The organism is Sphingomonas sp., from assembly GCF_965248875.1.
Classification (GTDB): Bacteria; Pseudomonadota; Alphaproteobacteria; order Sphingomonadales; family Sphingomonadaceae; genus Sphingomonas.
Genome location: NZ_CBDFKR010000002.1, coordinates 1 through 16,174 on the forward strand (window position 1 = coordinate 1; position 16,174 = coordinate 16,174).

Here is a 16,174-nt window from a genome sequence, read left to right on the forward strand (position 1 = left end):
ATGTCGCCCGCGAAATTGGCCGAGCCGTCGACCTTCGCCGGCGCGTCGAGCCGCGGCAGCGCGCGCCCCGCCAGCTTGCCCGCGCCGTTCGCGCCGAGCGGCAGCGGGTCGGGCACCCGCTCACGCGCCGCGCCGGCGGCCAGCACGGCGAAGCGCAGCCGGTCGCGCCCGTGCGTCACGAACCCTTCGGCGACGCTGCACGCCTGCCAGTCCACGCCCCAGCGCCGCGCCGCCGCCTGGAGCAGCAGGCACCGCGCCGCCGCGCCCGCGCGGCGGCACGCGCCCTCCCATTGCCGCACCGACGACGATCCGCCGGTCAGTACCGGCGGGTCGATCAGCCTTGACGGACCGGCCCCGGTCAACTCGGCCAGCGCCAGCGGATTGGCATAGAGCGGATTGAGCGGCGCCGCCTCGACCCCGACGGTGCGCCAGTCCGCGCCCAGCTCGTCCGCGACCAGCTGCGGCAGCGCGGTAAAGACGCCCTGCCCGCCCTCGGCCTGCGGCACGGCGACGGTGACGTGCCCGTCCTCGCCGATCTTGAGCCACGCGCCGAATACCGCCTCGCCCGGTCCAGCGGTCAGGTTCGCCGGATAACGCCGCGGCCACAGCGCCCAGCCGACCACCAGCCCGACGCCGACACCGCCGGAGATCAGGAACTGGCGGCGGGTCGGCATGCATTTGCTCTAACGGGGGACTGCGGTCGACGCCAATCCTACCCGGCCCGGGGAGCAGGACCGCCGCCGCAGGCGGTGGTGGAGGGGGCCCGCCGGGAGGGATTGACGTGCGGCGAGCCCCTCTCCGTCACGCGTTGCACGCGCGCACCTCCCCTTCCCGGGGGAGGATTGCCGCTGTCAGCCTGCCGCCCGCTCCCCCGCCCAGATCGCGCGGTACTGGTTGCGCAGCCCGACCTTGTCGATCTTCTCCGTTCCCAGCCGCGGCAAGGGCGCGGCGGCGAACCAGATGCGCGCGGGCACCTTGAACGCGGCGATATGCTCGCCCACGAACGCGCGCAGCCCGTCCTCGTCGATTGCGCCCGCCTCGGTCAGGTTGACGACTGCGCCCGGCACCTCGCCCAGCCGCTCGTCGGCCAGCCCGAACACCGCCGCCTCGCGCACCGCGGGATGGTCGTACAGCGCCGCCTCCACCTCCTGGCAGCTGATGTTCTCGCCGCCGCGAATGATGATGTCCTTCTTGCGGTCGACGATGAAGAGATAGCCGTCGGCGTCGAGATAGCCGATGTCGCCGGTGCGGAAATAGCCGTCGGCGGTGAAGCACGCCGCCGTCGCCTCGGGCTTGCCCCAATATTCGCTGAAGTTCGCGGCGGTGCGGATGCACACCTCACCGCGCTCGCCCACGGGCCTCGCCACCCCCGCGTCGTCGAGGATCGCCAGGTCGACCAGCGGCCGTGACGGCAGCCCGGCGGAGTTGGGCTTGGCCAGGTAATTGTCGCGCCAGTTGCCCGTGCCGACCCCGTTGGTCTCGGTCAGTCCATAGCCGATCAGCGGCGCGCCCCCTTTGCCATCCGGGCCGCCCATCTCGTCCTTGATCCGCTTGACGTGCTCGGGCGGCCTGGGTGCGCCCCCGGCGGCGAAGTCGGTCACGCTCGACAGGTCGTAGTCGTGGCGGCGCGGATGGTTGAGGATCTCGTAGCTCATCAGCGGCACGCCGACGAAATAGGTCACGCCCTCCTGGCTGATCAGGCGCATCGCCTCCTCGGCATCCCATTTCGGCATCAGCACCAGTTTGCGCCCCATCGCGAAGCTCTGCAGGAACACCGGCACCTCGGCGGTGACGTGGAACAGCGGCACGTTGAGCAGCGTCGAGGGCTGGGTCGTCGGCGCGTTGCCGTCCTCGGTCGCCAGCGTCATCATCATCAACGCCTGGGCGAGATAATTGAAGATCGCCTGCAGCACCGCGCCATGGGTGGAGAGCGCGCCTTTGGACTGGCCGGTCGAGCCGGAGGTGAACAGGATGGTCGCGTGGTCGTCCGGCCCCAGTTCCGGCAGCGGCACGTCCCGCCCATCCTCCAGCAGCAACGGCGCGACCGCCTGTTCAAACGGCCTGAGATCGTCCAGTTCGATCACCGGCGGCAGGTGGTCGACTGCGGCGAGCCGCTTCATCCGTGGCCCGTCGGCGACGATCAGCGAACATTCCACATCATGCACCGCCGCCGCCAGCTCGTCCGCCTGCCACCAGCCGTTCAACAGCGACGCGACCCCACCCGCCATCAGGACGCCGAGATAGACCGCGATCCACGCGGGCGAATTGCGCATCGCGATCCCGACCCGGTCGCCGCGGCGGACGCCATGCGCGACCAGCCCCTGCGCCACCCGGCCGGCGACGCGGTGGACGTCGGCATAGGTCAGCCGCTCGGCCCCGGCGATCAGGAACTCCTTGTCGGCATGCTCGGCCGCGTAGTGCGCGAAATAGTGGACCAGGCTGGACGGCGTGGCGGTGATGACGGGCAGGTCGACTCCGAAACGCGAGCGCGCCGTGCCCAGCGGCAGCATCCCGCCGTCCGCGGTCAGCCCCGTCATCGCCGCCACCATCCGCTCGTCCAACCGGCTGGGCATCGCTCTCTCCACTTTTGCTCTTGGGCTTTGCCCCTCGCCCCCCTTATGCAGGCGGCGATGCCGGGGGAAAAGCCTTGATCCTGCACTTGTTCGCCGCGGCCGTCGCGGCATCGACGCCCCCCGTGACCGGCGTCGGCGATCCGGCCGGCCACCTCCTGTTCTCCAGCCTACACCTCCGCCCGAACATCTTCACGATCGGCTTCTTCACGCTGCGCTGGTACAGCCTGGCCTATATCGCGGGCATCGTCGCGGGTTGGTGGTATCTGCTGAAGCTGCTCGACAAGCCGGGCGCGCCGATGGCGCGGCGGCATGCCGACGACCTCGTCTTCTACGCAACGCTGGGCATCATCGTCGGCGGGCGGGTCGGCTATGTTCTGTTCTATGATCCGTCGCTTCTCACCAGCCTGAAGTTCTTCGTGCTGTGGGAAGGAGGCATGAGCTTCCACGGCGGGCTGGTCGGCGTGATGCTGGCGATGTGGCTGTTCGCGCGCAAACACCGCCTGCCGCTGCTGCGCCTCTACGATTATGTCGCCTGCGTCGCGCCGATCGGGCAGTGCTTCGGCCGCCTCGCCAATTTCGTCAACGGCGAGTTGTGGGGCAAACCCGCCGATGTGCCCTGGGCGATCGTGTTCGACCGCTCGCCCGGCGCGCAGCTGATCGCGCGCCACCCCAGCCAGCTCTACGAGGCGCTGGGCGAGGGCGTGCTGTTGTTCTGCGTCCTCGCCTGGGCCTTTTACCGCACGAATGCGCGCTACAAGCCCGGTTTCCTGGTCGGGCTCGGCCTGGCGGGGTTCGGCGCGATCCGCTTCGTGATCGAGTTCTTCCGCGAGCCCGACGCGCAGTTCCGCGGCACCTTCGTCGAGGCAAGCGGGCTTCACATGGGCCAGTGGTTGTGCGTGCCGATGATCCTGATCGGCGCGTGGCTGATGTGGACCGCGGCCGGGCGACGCGAGCGGGTCGTGCCGATCGCGGGTAGCGAAAGCGTCGCATGAACTCCTCCCCGGGGCGGGGAGGGGGACCGCCGGCAAAGCCGGTGGTGGAGGGGGCTCGGGGCGGGGCGACGCGCTCTTGAGCGGGCCCCCTCCGTCAGCCGCTGAAGCAGGTGCCGCCTCCCCGTCCCGGGGACGAGAAGAAGGCGCCCTCCCCGAACGCCTCGCGCGCGCCATCGCGCTCGCCGGGCCGATCCCGGTGGCGCAGTTCATGGCGGCGGCGAACGCACAGTATTACGCTACCCGCGATCCGCTCGGCCGCGCGGGCGACTTCGTCACCGCGCCCGAGATAAGCCAGATGTTCGGCGAGCTGGTCGGGCTGTGGGCCGCCGATCTGTGGGACCGCGCGGGACGGCCCGATGTCGATCTGGTCGAGCTGGGCCCCGGCCGCGGCACGCTGGCGGCGGACGCGCTCCGGGCGATGGCGAAGGCACGGCTGCGGCCGCCGGTCCACCTCGTGGAGACCTCGCCCGCGCTGCGCGCCGCCCAGGCCGCGCGCGTGGCCGCGGCGAGCTGGCACGACACGGTCGACACGCTGCCCGCGGACCGTCCGCTGCTGATCGTCGCCAACGAGTTCTTCGACGCGCTGCCGATTCGCCAGCTCATTCGCGCCGGCGACGGGTGGCGCGAGCGGCTGGTCGCCTGCCAGGACACGCTGTTCCTGCCGATCGCCGGGCCGCCCGTGCCCGACGCGGTGATCCCCGCCCCGTTGCGCGACGCCGCGCCGGGCGCGGTGCTGGAGGTGTCGCCCGCCGCCGTCGCGATCGTCCGTGCGCTTGCCCGACGGCTGGTCGCGCAGGGCGGCGCGCTGCTGGTGATTGACTATGGCCATGAAGGCCCGGCGCTCGGCGACACGCTGCAGGCGGTGCGCGCCCATCGCTACGCCAACCCCTACGACTTGCCCGGCGAGCAGGACCTGTCGGCGCAGGTCGATTTCACCACGCTCGCCGCCGCCGCGCAGTCGGAGGGCGCAACCGTGTGGGGCCCGGTAGAGCAGGGCGAGTGGCTCGTCCGCCTGGGCATCGACGCCCGCGCCGCCGCGCTCGCCCGCGCCCGGCCCGACCGGGCCGAGAGCATCGCCGCCGACCGGATGAGGCTGGTCAACGCCGACGCGATGGGGCGGCTGTTCAAGATGCTGGCGGTAGCCGCACCCGGCTGGCCAGCGCCGGCGGGGTCGGGCTAGACGGCGCCGATGATCGCCTATCGCGACGCGACCCCCGCCGACGGTGCAGCCCTCAATGCAATGGCGACGCTCGCCTTTCGCCAGACCTTCGCGGCCGAGTACGAGCGAGCCGACCTGGAGGAATATATCGGCCGCGCCTACGGGCCGGCGGGGCTGCTCGCCGACTTGGCCGATCCCGCCGTCCGCTTCCGTCTCGCACTGAGCGGCGAGGCGATCGTCGGCTATGCCAAGCTGTCACCGCTCGCACTCCCGCTCGACGATGCCGAGCCCGGCGCGACCGAACTGCGCCAGCTCTACCTGCTCCGCGACCGGCACGGCAGCGGCATCGCCGCGACGCTGATGGACTGGACGATCGCCGAGGCCCGCGCGGCCGGCGCGCCGGCGCTGTACCTCGCGGTGTTCGACTTCAATCACCGCGCCAAGGCGTTCTACGCCCGCTACGGCTTTGTCGATGTCGGCTGCGTCCCGTTCCGGCTCGGCGAGCGCGTCGACATGGACCGCGTCTGGCGGCTGTCGCTGTGATCGTCGACCTCGTTCGCGCACGCTGCCTGCCCCTGCCCCACGGCTTCCTCGGCCGCAGCGGCGGCGTGTCGACCGGCGCGTGCGCGTCACTCAATTGCGGCCTGGGTGCGGGCGACGATCCGGCGGCGGTCGCCCGGAACCGCCGCCGCGCCGCCGCCGCAGTCCTCCCCGGCGCAGCGCTGGCCGGTGCTTGGCAAGTCCACGGCTGCGATGTCGCCACCGTGCGGGAGCCCTGGTCCGACGCCGACCGCCCGCGCGCCGACGCGCTCGTCACCGACCGGCCCGGCGTGCTGCTCGGCATCCTCACCGCCGACTGCGCGCCGGTGCTATTCGCCGATGCGCAAGCCGGCGTGGCCGGCGCGGCACATGCGGGGTGGAAGGGCGCGCTCGCGGGCGTCACCGATGCGACGGTCGAAGCGATGGCGGCGCTCGGCGCCGACCGCAGCCGCATCGCCGCCGCGATTGGCCCCTGCATCGCGCGCGCCAGCTACGAGGTTGACGACGCCTTCCGCCGCCGGTTCGAGGAAGCAGACCGGGAGAACGAACGCTTCTTTGCCGATGCCGCTCCGGGCCATCACCGTTTCGACCTCGAAGCCTATGTCGCCCACCGCCTCGCCGTCGCCGGAATCGCGCGGGTCGAGGCACTCGGCCTCGACACCTATGCGTCGGCCGACCGCTTCTTTTCCTACCGCCGCGCCACCCATCGCGGCGAGCCGACCTATGGCCGCCAGCTTAGCGTGATCGGGCTCAGCGCGTCCTGACCTGCGCCGGATCGGTCAGCGCCGCCAGGATCAGGCCGTTACCGTCGGGGTCCTTGATCATCGTGAACCGGCCCCAGGGCTGGTCCGCAGGCGGCGAGCCGTCGACGCCCAGACCGGCGAGCCGCGCATGTTCGGCGTCGACGTCGTCGATCCCGATCATCAGCCCCTGCTGGCCGCCGGACGTCAGCGCGTCGAACCAGGTCGTGAGCGCGATCGTCGCGCCGCCGTCGCGCGGCTGCAGCTGCACCCAGCGCATGTCCGGCCCCATCGGCTCATCTTCCAGCAGCGTCATCCCCAGCGTGTCGCGATAAAAGGCGATCGACCGGTCGACATCGCTGACCGGCACCGACACCACGGCAATCGGCATCTCCATTCTCCCCATCGGCAGATCGCGCGCCCGTATCCCCGGCGGCGATCGCGCCGTAAGGCGGGTCTATCACGACTGCAGACAGGATACACTTTCATGGCGACTGGACCCGTTTCGGGCGACGAGACCGAAGCCGACATGACCGGGGTCGACGCGGCCGCCCCGGCGAGCACGCCCACCACGGTCGGCAAGCGCAAGCTCAAGGCGTCGACACTGATGATGGGCCACGGCTTCGACCCGGCCTTGTCGGAGGGGTCGCTCAAGCCGCCGATCTTCCTCACCTCGACCTTCGTCTTCCCCAACGCCGCCGCCGGCAAGCGCCATTTCGAGGGCGTCACCGGCAAGCGGCCGGGCGGCGCGGAGGGGCTGGTCTATTCGCGCTTCAACGGCCCCAACCAGGAGATCCTGGAGGACCGGCTCGCGATCTGGGAGGAGGCGGAGGACGCGCTCGCCTTCAGCTCCGGCATGTCCGCCATCGCCACCCTGTTCCTGTCGATGGTCAAGCCCGGCGATACCATCGTCCATTCCGGCCCGCTCTACGCCGCGACCGAGACGCTGATCGCGCGCATCCTCGGACGGTTCGGGGTCCACTGGCTCGACTTCCCGGCGGGCGCGACCCGCGCGGAGATCGACGCGGTGCTGGCGAAGGCGGCGACCGGCAACGTCGCGCTGATCTACCTCGAAAGCCCCGCCAACCCGACCAACGCGCTGGTCGACGTCGAGGCGGTCGCCGCATCACGCGATGCGATCTTCGCGGGCAAGGAAAAGCCGCCCATCGCCATCGACAACACCTTTCTGGGGCCGCTGTGGGCGCAGCCGCTCAAACAGGGCGCCGACATCGTCGTCTATTCGCTGACAAAATATGCGGGGGGCCATTCCGACCTGGTCGCTGGCAGTGTCGTCGGCTCCAAGGCGCACATCAACACGCTCAGGCTGATGCGCAACACGATCGGCACGATCACCGATCCGCATACCGCCTGGATGCTGCTCCGCTCGCTGGAGACGCTGGAGCTCAGGATGAGCCGCGCGGGCGAGAATGCGGTCAAGGTCTGCGAATATCTCCGCACCCATCCCAAGGTCGAGAAAGTCGGCTATCTCGGCTTCCTCGAAGGCGGGGACGATCCCCGCCAGGCCGATATCTACCGCCGCCATTGCACAGGCGCGGGTTCGACCTTCTCGCTCTATCTGAAGGGCGGCGAGAAGGAGGCGTTCGCCTTCCTCGACGCGCTGGAGATCGCCAAGCTCGCCGTGTCGCTCGGCGGCACCGAGACGCTGGCCTCGCACCCCGCCGGCATGACCCACCTCTCGGTCGCCGACGCGCGCAAGCAGGCGCTGGGGATCACCGACAATCTGGTGCGCATCTCGATCGGGGTGGAGGATGCCGACGACCTGATCGCCGACTTCGCGCAGGCGCTGGACGCGGTGTAAAGGCAGCGCGGGGGTTCAGAAGGGCCGCTCGCCCGCGATCGTCACCCGCTCCATCCGCCGCCGCGCCGGCCAGTAATCGGCGACGGGGTAATGCTGGGTCGCACGATTGTCCCAGATCGCCACGGCACCGGGCGTCCAGCGGAAACGGACCTGGTATTCGGGCACTTTGAACTGGTCGAGCAGGTGCTGCAGCAGCACCGCGCCCGCGCCCTCGTGGAAGTCATCGAGGCGGCTGGTGAAGCTGGCGTTGACGAACAGCAGCTTCTCGCCGGTGTCGGGATGGGTGCGAACGATCGGATGGTGCTGCGGCGGGAACGCGGCCGCCATTTCGGCGCGGCGCTCGGGCGCGATCCGGTCGCCGAAGTCGAACAGCAGGTCGTGGGTCGCCGTCCGGCCCTCGATCGCCCTCTTCACGTCGTCGGCAAGCCCGGCATAAGCGGCCGCGGCGTCGGCCCACAGCGTATCGCCGCCCGCCGGCGGCAGTTCGCGCGCGCGGAGCACCGCGCCGAAGCTGGGCTCGGCGCGAAAGGTGACGTCGGTGTGCCACTTGTCGAGCGCGCGAAAGCGGCGGTCGCCGTCCGCATCCTCGACCCGGCCCTCGGCGCCGCGGATGTCGAGTATCTCGGGAAAGCCGGGGACATGCGCGATGACCGGATGGCCTTCCAGCGGCCCGAAGGCGCGGCCGAGCGCCAGATGCTGCGCATGGCTGAGGTCGAGGTCGCGCAGGAACAGGACCTTGTAGCGGTTGAGCAGGTGGCGCAGCGCCGCCGCCGTCGCGACGTCCATCGGGTCGCCGGCGCGGACCCCCGACACTTCCGCGCCCAGCACTGGGCCGCAGGGCTCGATCTGCCACGCCGCGCCCCCGACCGTCATCGTCTCACCCGTCATCGTCTCACCCGTCATCCGGCCCGCCTAGCACCGGACGGCTCGCGGATGCGCGACAGAAATGCTTGTCGCGGCGCAGCGACGCGGCGATGAAGGCGGCGATGACCGACCTGCCCGCCTTCATCGCCGGCCTGCCCAAGGCGGAGCTGCACCTTCATATCGAGGGGACCCTCGAACCCGAGCTGATGTTTGCGCTGGCCGGGCGCAACGGCGTCGCGATCCCCTTCGTCAGCGTCGAGGCGGTCCGTGCCGCCTATCGCTTCTCCAACCTCCAGGATTTCCTCGACATCTATTATCAGGGCGCGAACGTGCTCCTGACCGAACAGGACTTCCACGACCTCGCCGCCGCCTATTTTGCGCGGGTGGCGCAGGACGGCGTCGTCCATGCCGAGATCATGTTCGATCCGCAGACGCATACCGATCGCGGCGTCGCGTTCGAGACGGTGATCGGCGGGCTCCTGTCCGCCTGCGCCGCGGCCGAGCGCGATCACGGCATCACCTCGCGGCTGATCCTTTCCTTCCTCCGCCACCTGCCGGAGGAGGCGGCGTTCGCGACGCTCGACCAGGCGACGCCGTGGATCGACCGGATCGCGGCGGTGGGGCTCGATTCGTCGGAGCTGGGCCAGCCGCCCGCCAAGTTCGCGCGCGTCTTCGCGGAGGCGCGTCGCCACGGTCTGCGCCTCACTGCGCACGCGGGCGAGGAGGGGCCGCCGGAGTATGTCCGCGAGGCGTTGGACCTGCTCGGCGTCGAACGGATCGACCATGGCAACCGCAGCCTGGAGGACGCGGCGCTGACCGCTCGCCTCGCACGCAGCGGCATGACGCTGACCGTCTGCCCGCTCTCCAACGTCGCCTTGTGCAACGTCGCCTCGATCGACGCACATCCGATCGACCGGATGCTGCGCGAAGGGCTGCGCGCGACGATCAACTCGGATGATCCCGCCTATTTCGGCGGCTACATCGCCGAGAATTACCGCGCAGCGGCGGCGGCGCGGGGGCTGACGCGCGACGATCTGGTCAGGCTGGCGCGCAACAGCTTCCTCGGTTCGTTCCTCCCCGACGCAGACGTCGCGGCGCATCTCGCCCGCCTCGACGCCTATGCGGCCGCCGCCTGATGCCGATTTTCACCCCGATCGGGCATGACCAGCTCGTCGCCGACGTCCTCGCCATCGCCGCCGCGCTCGCGGCGGACGACTGGCAGCCGACCTGCCTGATCGGCGTCGGGCGCGGCGGGCTGGTGCCGGCGGTCTATCTCAGCCACGCCAGCGGCCTGCCGACATTGAGCTGCGACCTGTCGAGCAACGTCAAGGATTTCGCCGACGACGTCCTCGCCCGCCTCGCCGCGCGTACCCACGCCGGCGAGCGGCTGCTGTTCGTCGACGACATCAACGATTCGGGCCGCACCATCGGCCTGCTCCGCGCCGCGCTGGCGAGCGCCGCGCCGGGCAGCGTCCGCTTCGCGACGATGCTCGACAACATCGCGAGCACCCAGCGGGTCGAGTACCGCTCGCGCGTCATCGACCGGCGGGTGACCAAGGACTGGTTCGTCTTTCCCTGGGAAGCGCTCGGCTCAGCTGACAGTCTGGCAGTCGACGCAATGGCGGTGCCTGAGCGAATTTCATAGGGCGTTGCAAAAAGAGCTGTCCTACACGACCCGGTTCATGACAGCGCTCCTTGGGTGGGTCACCGCCGGCCTGCGCGCTCTTTCTCATCTCGGATACCATCGCAGACCTCGGGCAAACCGCGCCCCGGCAATCCCGCCTCCACTTTTCCGCCGCTTCCGATCAGGTGTCCCGCCGGATCACCGGATGATGTGCCGCCACACCGCCGTACATACTTTGCGTGGGGTCAACACGGTCAACACACCGCATCGGTTTCTCTCGCTGACACGCTGCACGAACCGGCGTCGGGGCAACGGCTTAGCCATCCCCCACCCGCTCGATATCCGCTCCCACCGCCTGCAGCTTCTCCTCCAGCCGCTCATATCCGCGGTCGAGGTGATACACCCGGCTCACCGACGTCTCCCCCGCCGCCGCGAGGCCCGCGAGGATCAGGCTCATCGACGCGCGCAGGTCGGTCGCCATCACCGGCGCGCCCGCCAGCGCCGCGCCGCCGCGCACCACCGCGGTCCGCCCGCTGACCTGCACGTCCGCGCCCATCCGCGCCAGCTCGGGGACGTGCATGTAGCGGTTCTCGAAGATCGTCTCGGTCAGCACGCTCGCGCCCTCGGCGCGGAGCAGCATCGCCATGAATTGCGCCTGCATGTCGGTCGCAAACCCCGGAAATGGCGCGGTCGAGAGCGTGATCGGCCTGAGCGGCCCGTCGGCGCTGACCCGCACCCCGTCGGCAAGCTCCTCGACCGTCACCCCCGCCTCGACCAGCGCGTCCAGCGTCGCGCGCATGTCCGCGGCCCGCGCGCCCGCCAGCTCCAGCGTCCCGCCGGTAATCGCCGCCGCACAGGCATAGGAGCCCGCTTCGATCCGGTCGGGCATCACGGCGTAGGTCGCGCCGTGGAGCCGGTCGCGCCCTTCGATCGTCAGCGTCTCGGTGCCGATCCCGTCGATCGCCGCCCCCATCGCGACGAGCAGGCGGCATAGATCGACGATCTCCGGCTCGCGCGCTGCGTTCTCGATCACCGAGCCGCCCCGCGCCGTCACCGCGGCCATGACCACGTTCTCGGTCGCGCCGACCGAGACGACCGGAAAGCGATAGCGCCCGCCGCTCAGCCGCCCGCCCGGCGCCGACGCCCGCACATAGCCCGCCGTCGTCTCCAGCTCCGCCCCGATCGCCTCCAGCGCTTTCAGGTGCAGGTCGATCGGCCGGTTGCCGATCGCGCAGCCGCCGGGCAGCGACACCCTCGCCTCGCCGCAGCGCCCGATCAGCGGCCCCAGCACCAGGATCGACGCACGCATCTTGCGCACGATGTCATAGGGCGCTTCGCTGGACGTCAGCTTGCCGGCGCGGATCGTCATCACCCGCCCGAAATCCTCGGGCCGCGTCCCCTCGATCGCGGTCGACGCGCCGAGCTGGTTGAGGAGGTGCCCGAAACTGTCGACATCGGCCAGCCGCGGCAGGTTGCGCAGCGTCAGCGGCTCGTCGGTCAGGAGCGCGCACGGCATCAGCGTCAGCGCCGCGTTCTTCGCGCCCGAGATGGGCAGGCGCCCGGCCAGGCGGTGTCCGCCGCGGATCAGGATACGGTCCATCGCAGCGCGCATGCGCGCAAGCCCGCTTGCGTGCAAGACGCGCAGGACCGGGCGGCAGGCGGCGCAGCCGGCCTGACCGACGTCACGGCATTTACGCCCTTGACGGACCGGGGGCGCAGGCGTCCGACCAGCTCGCCCGGACTGATATAAAACTAACGATCTTGCAATCGCGCCGTGCTACGGCCCGTGCCCGTGACCACCGCGCTCCCCCACAACTATCCCGTCGGGATCGACCCGGCCGACATCGACTTCATGGGTCATGTCAACAATGCCAGCTATCTGAAGTGGGTGCAGGAGGCGGTGTTGAGCCACTGGCGCCGCCTAGCCCCGCCTGAGGCGGTGGCGCAGCATCTGTGGGTCGCGCTGAAGCACGAGATCACCTATCGCAAACCGACCTTCCTCGGCGACGACGTGATCGCGACCGTGCTGCTGGAAAAGGTGCAGGGCGCGCGCGCGTTCTACGAGACGATCATCCGGCGCGGCGACGAGGTGCTGGCCGAGATCAAGTCCAGCTGGTGCAGCGTCGACGCCGAAACGCTCCGCCCGGCGCGGCTGGCGCGCGATGTGGTGGAAAAGTTCTTCGGCAAGCCCGAGGCCGGCTGACAGGGCGGGGCGTCGCCGCCGCTTGACGTCGGGACTGTAAACGGGCTCCAACCACCTGCGCACGACGTGGCAGGAGGCCGGCATCGACCCGCAGAACGCATCCAAGGCGATCCTGATCTCGGGCGCGGCGAGCGGGATCGGCCGCGCCACCGCCCGGCTGTTCGCGAACCGCGGCTGGTTCGCCGGCGCGGTCGACCGCGACGCGGCGGGACTGGCGGCGCTCGCCGCCGAGACGGGCGTCTAGACCAGCGTGCTCGACATCGCCGACCGCGACGCGGTGCTTGCCGCCGTTGCCGCGTTCGGCGCGGCGAGCGGCGGCCGCCTCGACCTGCTCCACGCCAATGCCGGGATCGACGCCAAGGGCCCGTTCGCCGACGCGCCGTGGGAACGCATTCGCACGGTGGTAGAGGTCAACCTGCTCGGCACGATGAGCCTGATCCACGCGGCGCTGCCCCTGCTCCGCGCGACGCCGGGATCGCTGTGCCTCGCCACCGCGTCCGCCTCGGCGATCTTCGGCCAGGCGGGGATGGCGACCTATTCGGCGACCAAACACGGCGTGCGCGGGCTGATCGAGGCGCTTGCGGTCGAGCTGGCGGCGAGCGGCGTCCGCGCGGCGACGCTGATCCCCGGCATCATCGACACCGGCATGCTCGCGCCCGAGCACAAGGCGATGCTCCCCGCCGAGGGGCCGTTCCGCGTCATCGCGCCCGAGGCGGTCGCCGAAGCGGCGTTGGCGGCGTACGAAGGCGACCGGCTGCATTGGTTCGTCCCGCGCGAGCTGGCCCCGCTCGCCGTCGCGGTCGCACGCGACCCGGAAGCCGCGCGCGACGATCGCATCGCCGGCAAACTGGGATAGCGCCGGGCCGAACGCCCGCTTTCCCCGCCGCGCGCCCATGCCTATATGCGCGGCGTGATGGCCGCCGCCGCCCTTCCCCTCCCCGCCGACTGGCGCGACTTCCTGGCCCTGACCAAGCCCAGGGTGATGACGCTGGTGGTGTTCACGGGGCTGTGCGGGATGCTGGCCGCGCCGGTGCAGCTCCACCCGGTGCTCAGCTTCACCGCCATCCTTTGCATCGCGCTGGGCGCGGGCGCGGCGGGGGCGCTGAACCAGTGGTGGGAAGCCGACCTCGACGCACAGATGCGCCGGACCCAGGCGCGGCCGCTGCCGGCGGGGCGGATGGACCGGCAGGCGGCGCTCCATTTCGGGGTCGGGCTGGGCGCGTTCTCCGTCATCCTGATGGGCTTCGCGGTGAACCTGGCCGCGGCCGCGATCCTGACGGTCTCCATCCTCTTCTACGTCCTGGTCTACACTGTCTGGCTCAAGCGCCGGACGCCGCAGAACATCGTGATCGGCGGTGCGGCGGGCGCGTTTCCGCCGGTGATCGGCTGGGCGGCGGCGACCGGACGGGTCGAGGCGCTGCCGGTGCTGCTGTTCCTGCTCATCTTCCTGTGGACGCCACCGCATTTCTGGGCGCTCGCGCTGTTCATGCAGTCGGATTACGCCAAGGCAGGCGTACCGATGCTGCCCGTCGTGGCGGGCGAGCGCACGACGCGGGTGCAGATCGGGCTCTACACGGTGCCGATGGCGATCGCTGCGGTGGCGCCCTGGGCGCTCGCGCTGGCCGGGCCGGTCTACGGCATCACGGCGGTCGTGACCACCGCGGTCTTTGGCCTGCTGGCGCTGCGCGTCGCGTCACGGCGGACCGGCGCGGGCGACGCGATGAAGCCCGAGAAGCGGCTCTTCTCCTTTTCCATCCTGTACCTCTTCGTGCTGTTCGGCGCGCTGGTGGTCGATCGCTGGACCTTCGCATGACGAATGCCCCCGAAGAGCGCCCCGGCATCAGCCAGGGCCGCTATGTCCCGCCGCCTTTTCGTTGGCAGCAGCACACGGCCGCCGATAACGATGTCATCCGCGCGCGCCAGCGCATCCGCTCGATCATCATGGCGCTGCTGCTCGGCAGCTTCGTCATCCTGGTGTTTGCGATTTCGATCGTGAAGATCAAGGCCGGGCACGGATGATCCTCGCAGCACGCGGTCCGCAGCGCACCGCGATGCTGGCGGTGCTCGGCATCGCCTTCATGACCGGACTGGCCTGGGCCAGCGTGCCGCTCTACCGCCTGTTATGCCAGGCGACGGGACTGAACGGCACCACCGGCCGTGCCGAGCGCGCCCCGGGCGGGGTCGACCAGCGGATCGAGGTCGCGTTCGACGCCAATGTCGCGCCCAACCTGCCCTGGCGCTTCCGCCCCGAAGCCCACAGCGACACGGTCGACATCGGCGCGCGCGACATGGCATTCTTCAGCGCCACCAACACCGGCACGCGGCCGATCACCGGCACCGCCACGTTCAACGTCCAGCCGGCGCAGGCGGGGCGCTATTTCAAGAAGATCCAGTGTTTCTGCTTCACCGAACAGACGCTGCAGCCGGGCGAGACGCAGCGCATGCCGGTCATCTTCTACGTCGACCCGGCGATCCTGCACGACCCCGACGCGCGCGACATCCAGACGATCACGCTGAGCTACACTTTCTGGCCCGCGGGCGCGGCGAACACGGCGGGGCGGACGGCGCACGACGGCTGACGTCGGAAGCCAAGGCGACGGCCGACAGCGGCGGCTAAGGGTTTGACGGAGCGGACGGCGGCGCTAGAGCGTTGGTCCGACACGCCAACGGGAAGCACATCGTCATGGCCGGCGCCAAGAACCACGATTATCACATTCTGCCGCCCGATGCGGTGCCGATCGTCTCCGCCTTTGCGGCACTGGCGATGGCGGCGGGCGGCATCTCGTGGATGCATGGCGGCCATGTCGGCAAGCCGAACGGCGGCGGCTGGCTGTTTATCGCGGGCGTCGTGGCGGTGCTCGCCTGCATGTATACCTGGTGGTCGAAGGTCATCAACGAGGCGCATCACGGCGATCATACGCCGGTCGTCCAGCTTCATCTGCGCTACGGCATGATCCTGTTCATCGCGTCGGAAGTGATGTTCTTCGTCGGCTGGTTCTGGGCGTTCTTCGACTTCTCGCTGTTCCCGACCGCGATGAGCTTCGTCGACGGGCAGGTCACGCGCGCCACCGAAGGCGCTGCGGCCCTCGCCGCACAATGGCCGCCCAAGGGGCTGGAGGTCATCAACCCCTTCGCCTTTCCTCTCCTCAACACGTTGATCCTCCTGACCAGCGGCACCACCGTCACCTGGGCGCATCACGCCCTGATCCACGGCCAGCGCGGCGGCGAGAAGAAGGGGCTGTGGGGCCTGATCGGCGTCGGCGACCGCGACGGCGTGTTAAAGGGGCTGTGGCTGACGATCCTGCTCGGGATCACCTTCACCAGCATCCAGGCCTATGAATACGCCCACGCGCCGTTCCCGTTCAAGGGCATCAACTACGGCGCCAGCTTCTTCATGGCGACCGGGTTCCACGGCTTCCACGTCCTGATCGGGACGATCTTCCTGATCGTCTGCCTGGTCCGCGCGTACAAGGGTCACTTCACCCCGCGCCAGCATTTCGGGTTCGAGGCCGCGGCCTGGTACTGGCATTTCGTCGACGTGGTGTGGCTGTTCCTGTTCGTGACGATCTACGTCTGGGGCGGCTGGGGGGCGCCGGTCGAGGGCGGCTGAGGTCGCGCCGGCAAGCTGATGCGATTGGGGGACATTCCTCGGACGAGGGA

The 16,174-nt window shown here is 70.2% G+C and carries 17 protein-coding genes and 1 pseudogene; 13 read left to right on the top strand and 5 right to left on the bottom strand.

The features are described 5' to 3' along the window. Positions 1-674, bottom strand: a 674-nt coding sequence (locus ACP2AD_RS00045) for a molybdopterin cofactor-binding domain-containing protein (protein WP_425228032.1), incomplete at its 3' end; no start/stop codon positions are given. Positions 675-851: 177 nt separating this feature from the next. Then, a complete protein-coding gene (locus ACP2AD_RS00050; RefSeq protein WP_425228033.1) occupies positions 852-2,573 on the bottom strand; it encodes a class I adenylate-forming enzyme family protein in 1,722 nt (573 codons plus the stop codon). A 74-nt stretch (positions 2,574-2,647) separates the two neighbouring features. Between ACP2AD_RS00050 and lgt the strand changes: the two genes are divergently transcribed. From lgt to pgeF, 4 genes are all read left to right on the top strand, one after another. Next, positions 2,648-3,565, top strand: coding sequence for a prolipoprotein diacylglyceryl transferase (lgt, locus tag ACP2AD_RS00055; protein WP_425228034.1), 918 nt, complete (start codon positions 2,648-2,650; stop codon positions 3,563-3,565). Between the two features lie 208 nt (positions 3,566-3,773). Continuing rightward, positions 3,774-4,745: a class I SAM-dependent methyltransferase gene (locus ACP2AD_RS00060; protein WP_425228066.1), complete on the top strand. Its 972-nt coding sequence runs from the start codon at positions 3,774-3,776 to the stop codon at positions 4,743-4,745. A 9-nt stretch (positions 4,746-4,754) separates the two neighbouring features. Then, on the top strand, positions 4,755-5,267 hold the full coding sequence (locus ACP2AD_RS00065; RefSeq protein ID WP_425228035.1) for an N-acetyltransferase family protein: 513 nt from the start codon (positions 4,755-4,757) through the stop codon (positions 5,265-5,267). After that, a complete protein-coding gene (gene pgeF, locus ACP2AD_RS00070; RefSeq protein ID WP_425228036.1) occupies positions 5,264-6,028 on the top strand; it encodes a peptidoglycan editing factor PgeF in 765 nt (254 codons plus the stop codon). Before ACP2AD_RS00065 ends, pgeF begins: the two co-directional genes overlap by 4 nt. Here pgeF and ACP2AD_RS00075 read toward each other — a convergent pair. Continuing rightward, on the bottom strand, positions 6,015-6,395 hold the full coding sequence (locus ACP2AD_RS00075; protein WP_425228037.1) for a VOC family protein: 381 nt from the start codon (positions 6,393-6,395) through the stop codon (positions 6,015-6,017). The two genes, pgeF and ACP2AD_RS00075, sit on opposite strands and share 14 nt — an antisense overlap. Positions 6,396-6,491: 96 nt before the next feature. Between ACP2AD_RS00075 and ACP2AD_RS00080 the strand changes: the two genes are divergently transcribed. Further along, entirely contained in the window at positions 6,492-7,823 is a 1,332-nt protein-coding gene (locus ACP2AD_RS00080) for a cystathionine gamma-synthase family protein (protein ID WP_425228038.1), read from the top strand. A gap of 15 nt (positions 7,824-7,838) precedes the next feature. Here ACP2AD_RS00080 and ACP2AD_RS00085 read toward each other — a convergent pair whose 3' ends face one another. After that, a complete protein-coding gene (locus ACP2AD_RS00085) occupies positions 7,839-8,726 on the bottom strand; it encodes a TauD/TfdA dioxygenase family protein (protein WP_425228039.1) in 888 nt (295 codons plus the stop codon). 83 nt (positions 8,727-8,809) lie between these two features. On the opposite strand from ACP2AD_RS00085, the gene ACP2AD_RS00090 reads away from it, so the two are divergent. Beyond that, complete coding sequence (locus tag ACP2AD_RS00090; protein WP_425228040.1) at positions 8,810-9,823, top strand: adenosine deaminase; 1,014 nt, start codon at positions 8,810-8,812, stop codon at positions 9,821-9,823. Then, positions 9,823-10,332 (top strand): phosphoribosyltransferase, encoded by a 510-nt coding sequence (locus tag ACP2AD_RS00095; RefSeq protein ID WP_425228041.1) that lies wholly within the window; start codon positions 9,823-9,825, stop codon positions 10,330-10,332. Before ACP2AD_RS00090 ends, ACP2AD_RS00095 begins: the two co-directional genes overlap by 1 nt. Positions 10,333-10,627: 295 nt before the next feature. On the opposite strand, the gene murA is transcribed toward ACP2AD_RS00095, so the two are convergent. Beyond that, the gene (murA, locus tag ACP2AD_RS00100) at positions 10,628-11,911 is read right to left on the bottom strand and encodes a UDP-N-acetylglucosamine 1-carboxyvinyltransferase (RefSeq protein ID WP_425228067.1); all 1,284 of its coding nucleotides are present in this window, start codon (positions 11,909-11,911) and stop codon (positions 10,628-10,630) included. 192 nt (positions 11,912-12,103) lie between these two features. Between murA and ACP2AD_RS00105 the strand changes: the two genes are divergently transcribed. From ACP2AD_RS00105 to ACP2AD_RS00130, 6 genes and pseudogenes are all read left to right on the top strand, one after another. After that, a complete protein-coding gene (locus tag ACP2AD_RS00105; protein WP_425228042.1) occupies positions 12,104-12,514 on the top strand; it encodes an acyl-CoA thioesterase in 411 nt (136 codons plus the stop codon). 115 nt (positions 12,515-12,629) lie between these two features. Beyond that, positions 12,630-13,370: pseudogene (locus ACP2AD_RS00110) on the top strand (SDR family NAD(P)-dependent oxidoreductase). Between the two features lie 57 nt (positions 13,371-13,427). Beyond that, complete coding sequence (locus tag ACP2AD_RS00115) at positions 13,428-14,327, top strand: heme o synthase (RefSeq protein ID WP_425228068.1); 900 nt, start codon at positions 13,428-13,430, stop codon at positions 14,325-14,327. After that, positions 14,324-14,533, top strand: a complete 210-nt coding sequence (locus tag ACP2AD_RS00120; RefSeq protein ID WP_425228043.1) for a hypothetical protein — start codon at positions 14,324-14,326, stop codon at positions 14,531-14,533. Before ACP2AD_RS00115 ends, ACP2AD_RS00120 begins: the two co-directional genes overlap by 4 nt. Beyond that, positions 14,530-15,093, top strand: coding sequence for a cytochrome c oxidase assembly protein (locus ACP2AD_RS00125; RefSeq protein WP_425228044.1), 564 nt, complete (start codon positions 14,530-14,532; stop codon positions 15,091-15,093). The genes ACP2AD_RS00120 and ACP2AD_RS00125 overlap by 4 nt, the downstream gene beginning before the upstream one ends. 104 nt (positions 15,094-15,197) lie before the next feature. Continuing rightward, the gene (locus tag ACP2AD_RS00130) at positions 15,198-16,124 is read left to right on the top strand and encodes a cytochrome c oxidase subunit 3 (protein WP_425228045.1); all 927 of its coding nucleotides are present in this window, start codon (positions 15,198-15,200) and stop codon (positions 16,122-16,124) included. The last annotated feature ends 50 nt before the right edge of the window (positions 16,125-16,174 follow it).

Excerpts from the sequence above, each read along its gene's own strand:
- ACP2AD_RS00050 (WP_425228033.1), bottom strand. The coding sequence starts at position 2,573 with ATGCCCAGCCGGTTGGACGAGCGGATGGTGGCGGCGATGACGGGGCTG.
- ACP2AD_RS00060 (WP_425228066.1), top strand. The coding sequence starts at position 3,774 with ATGGCGGCGGCGAACGCACAGTATTACGCTACCCGCGATCCGCTCGGC.
- ACP2AD_RS00065 (WP_425228035.1), top strand. The coding sequence starts at position 4,755 with ATGATCGCCTATCGCGACGCGACCCCCGCCGACGGTGCAGCCCTCAAT.
- ACP2AD_RS00075 (WP_425228037.1), bottom strand. The coding sequence starts at position 6,395 with ATGCCGATTGCCGTGGTGTCGGTGCCGGTCAGCGATGTCGACCGGTCG.
- ACP2AD_RS00080 (WP_425228038.1), top strand. The coding sequence starts at position 6,492 with ATGGCGACTGGACCCGTTTCGGGCGACGAGACCGAAGCCGACATGACC.
- ACP2AD_RS00085 (WP_425228039.1), bottom strand. The coding sequence starts at position 8,726 with ATGACGGGTGAGACGATGACGGGTGAGACGATGACGGTCGGGGGCGCG.
- ACP2AD_RS00090 (WP_425228040.1), top strand. The coding sequence starts at position 8,810 with ATGACCGACCTGCCCGCCTTCATCGCCGGCCTGCCCAAGGCGGAGCTG.
- ACP2AD_RS00095 (WP_425228041.1), top strand. The coding sequence starts at position 9,823 with ATGCCGATTTTCACCCCGATCGGGCATGACCAGCTCGTCGCCGACGTC.
- murA (WP_425228067.1), bottom strand. The coding sequence starts at position 11,911 with ATGGACCGTATCCTGATCCGCGGCGGACACCGCCTGGCCGGGCGCCTG.
- ACP2AD_RS00115 (WP_425228068.1), top strand. The coding sequence starts at position 13,428 with ATGGCCGCCGCCGCCCTTCCCCTCCCCGCCGACTGGCGCGACTTCCTG.
- ACP2AD_RS00120 (WP_425228043.1), top strand. The coding sequence starts at position 14,324 with ATGACGAATGCCCCCGAAGAGCGCCCCGGCATCAGCCAGGGCCGCTAT.
- ACP2AD_RS00125 (WP_425228044.1), top strand. The coding sequence starts at position 14,530 with ATGATCCTCGCAGCACGCGGTCCGCAGCGCACCGCGATGCTGGCGGTG.
- ACP2AD_RS00130 (WP_425228045.1), top strand. The coding sequence starts at position 15,198 with ATGGCCGGCGCCAAGAACCACGATTATCACATTCTGCCGCCCGATGCG.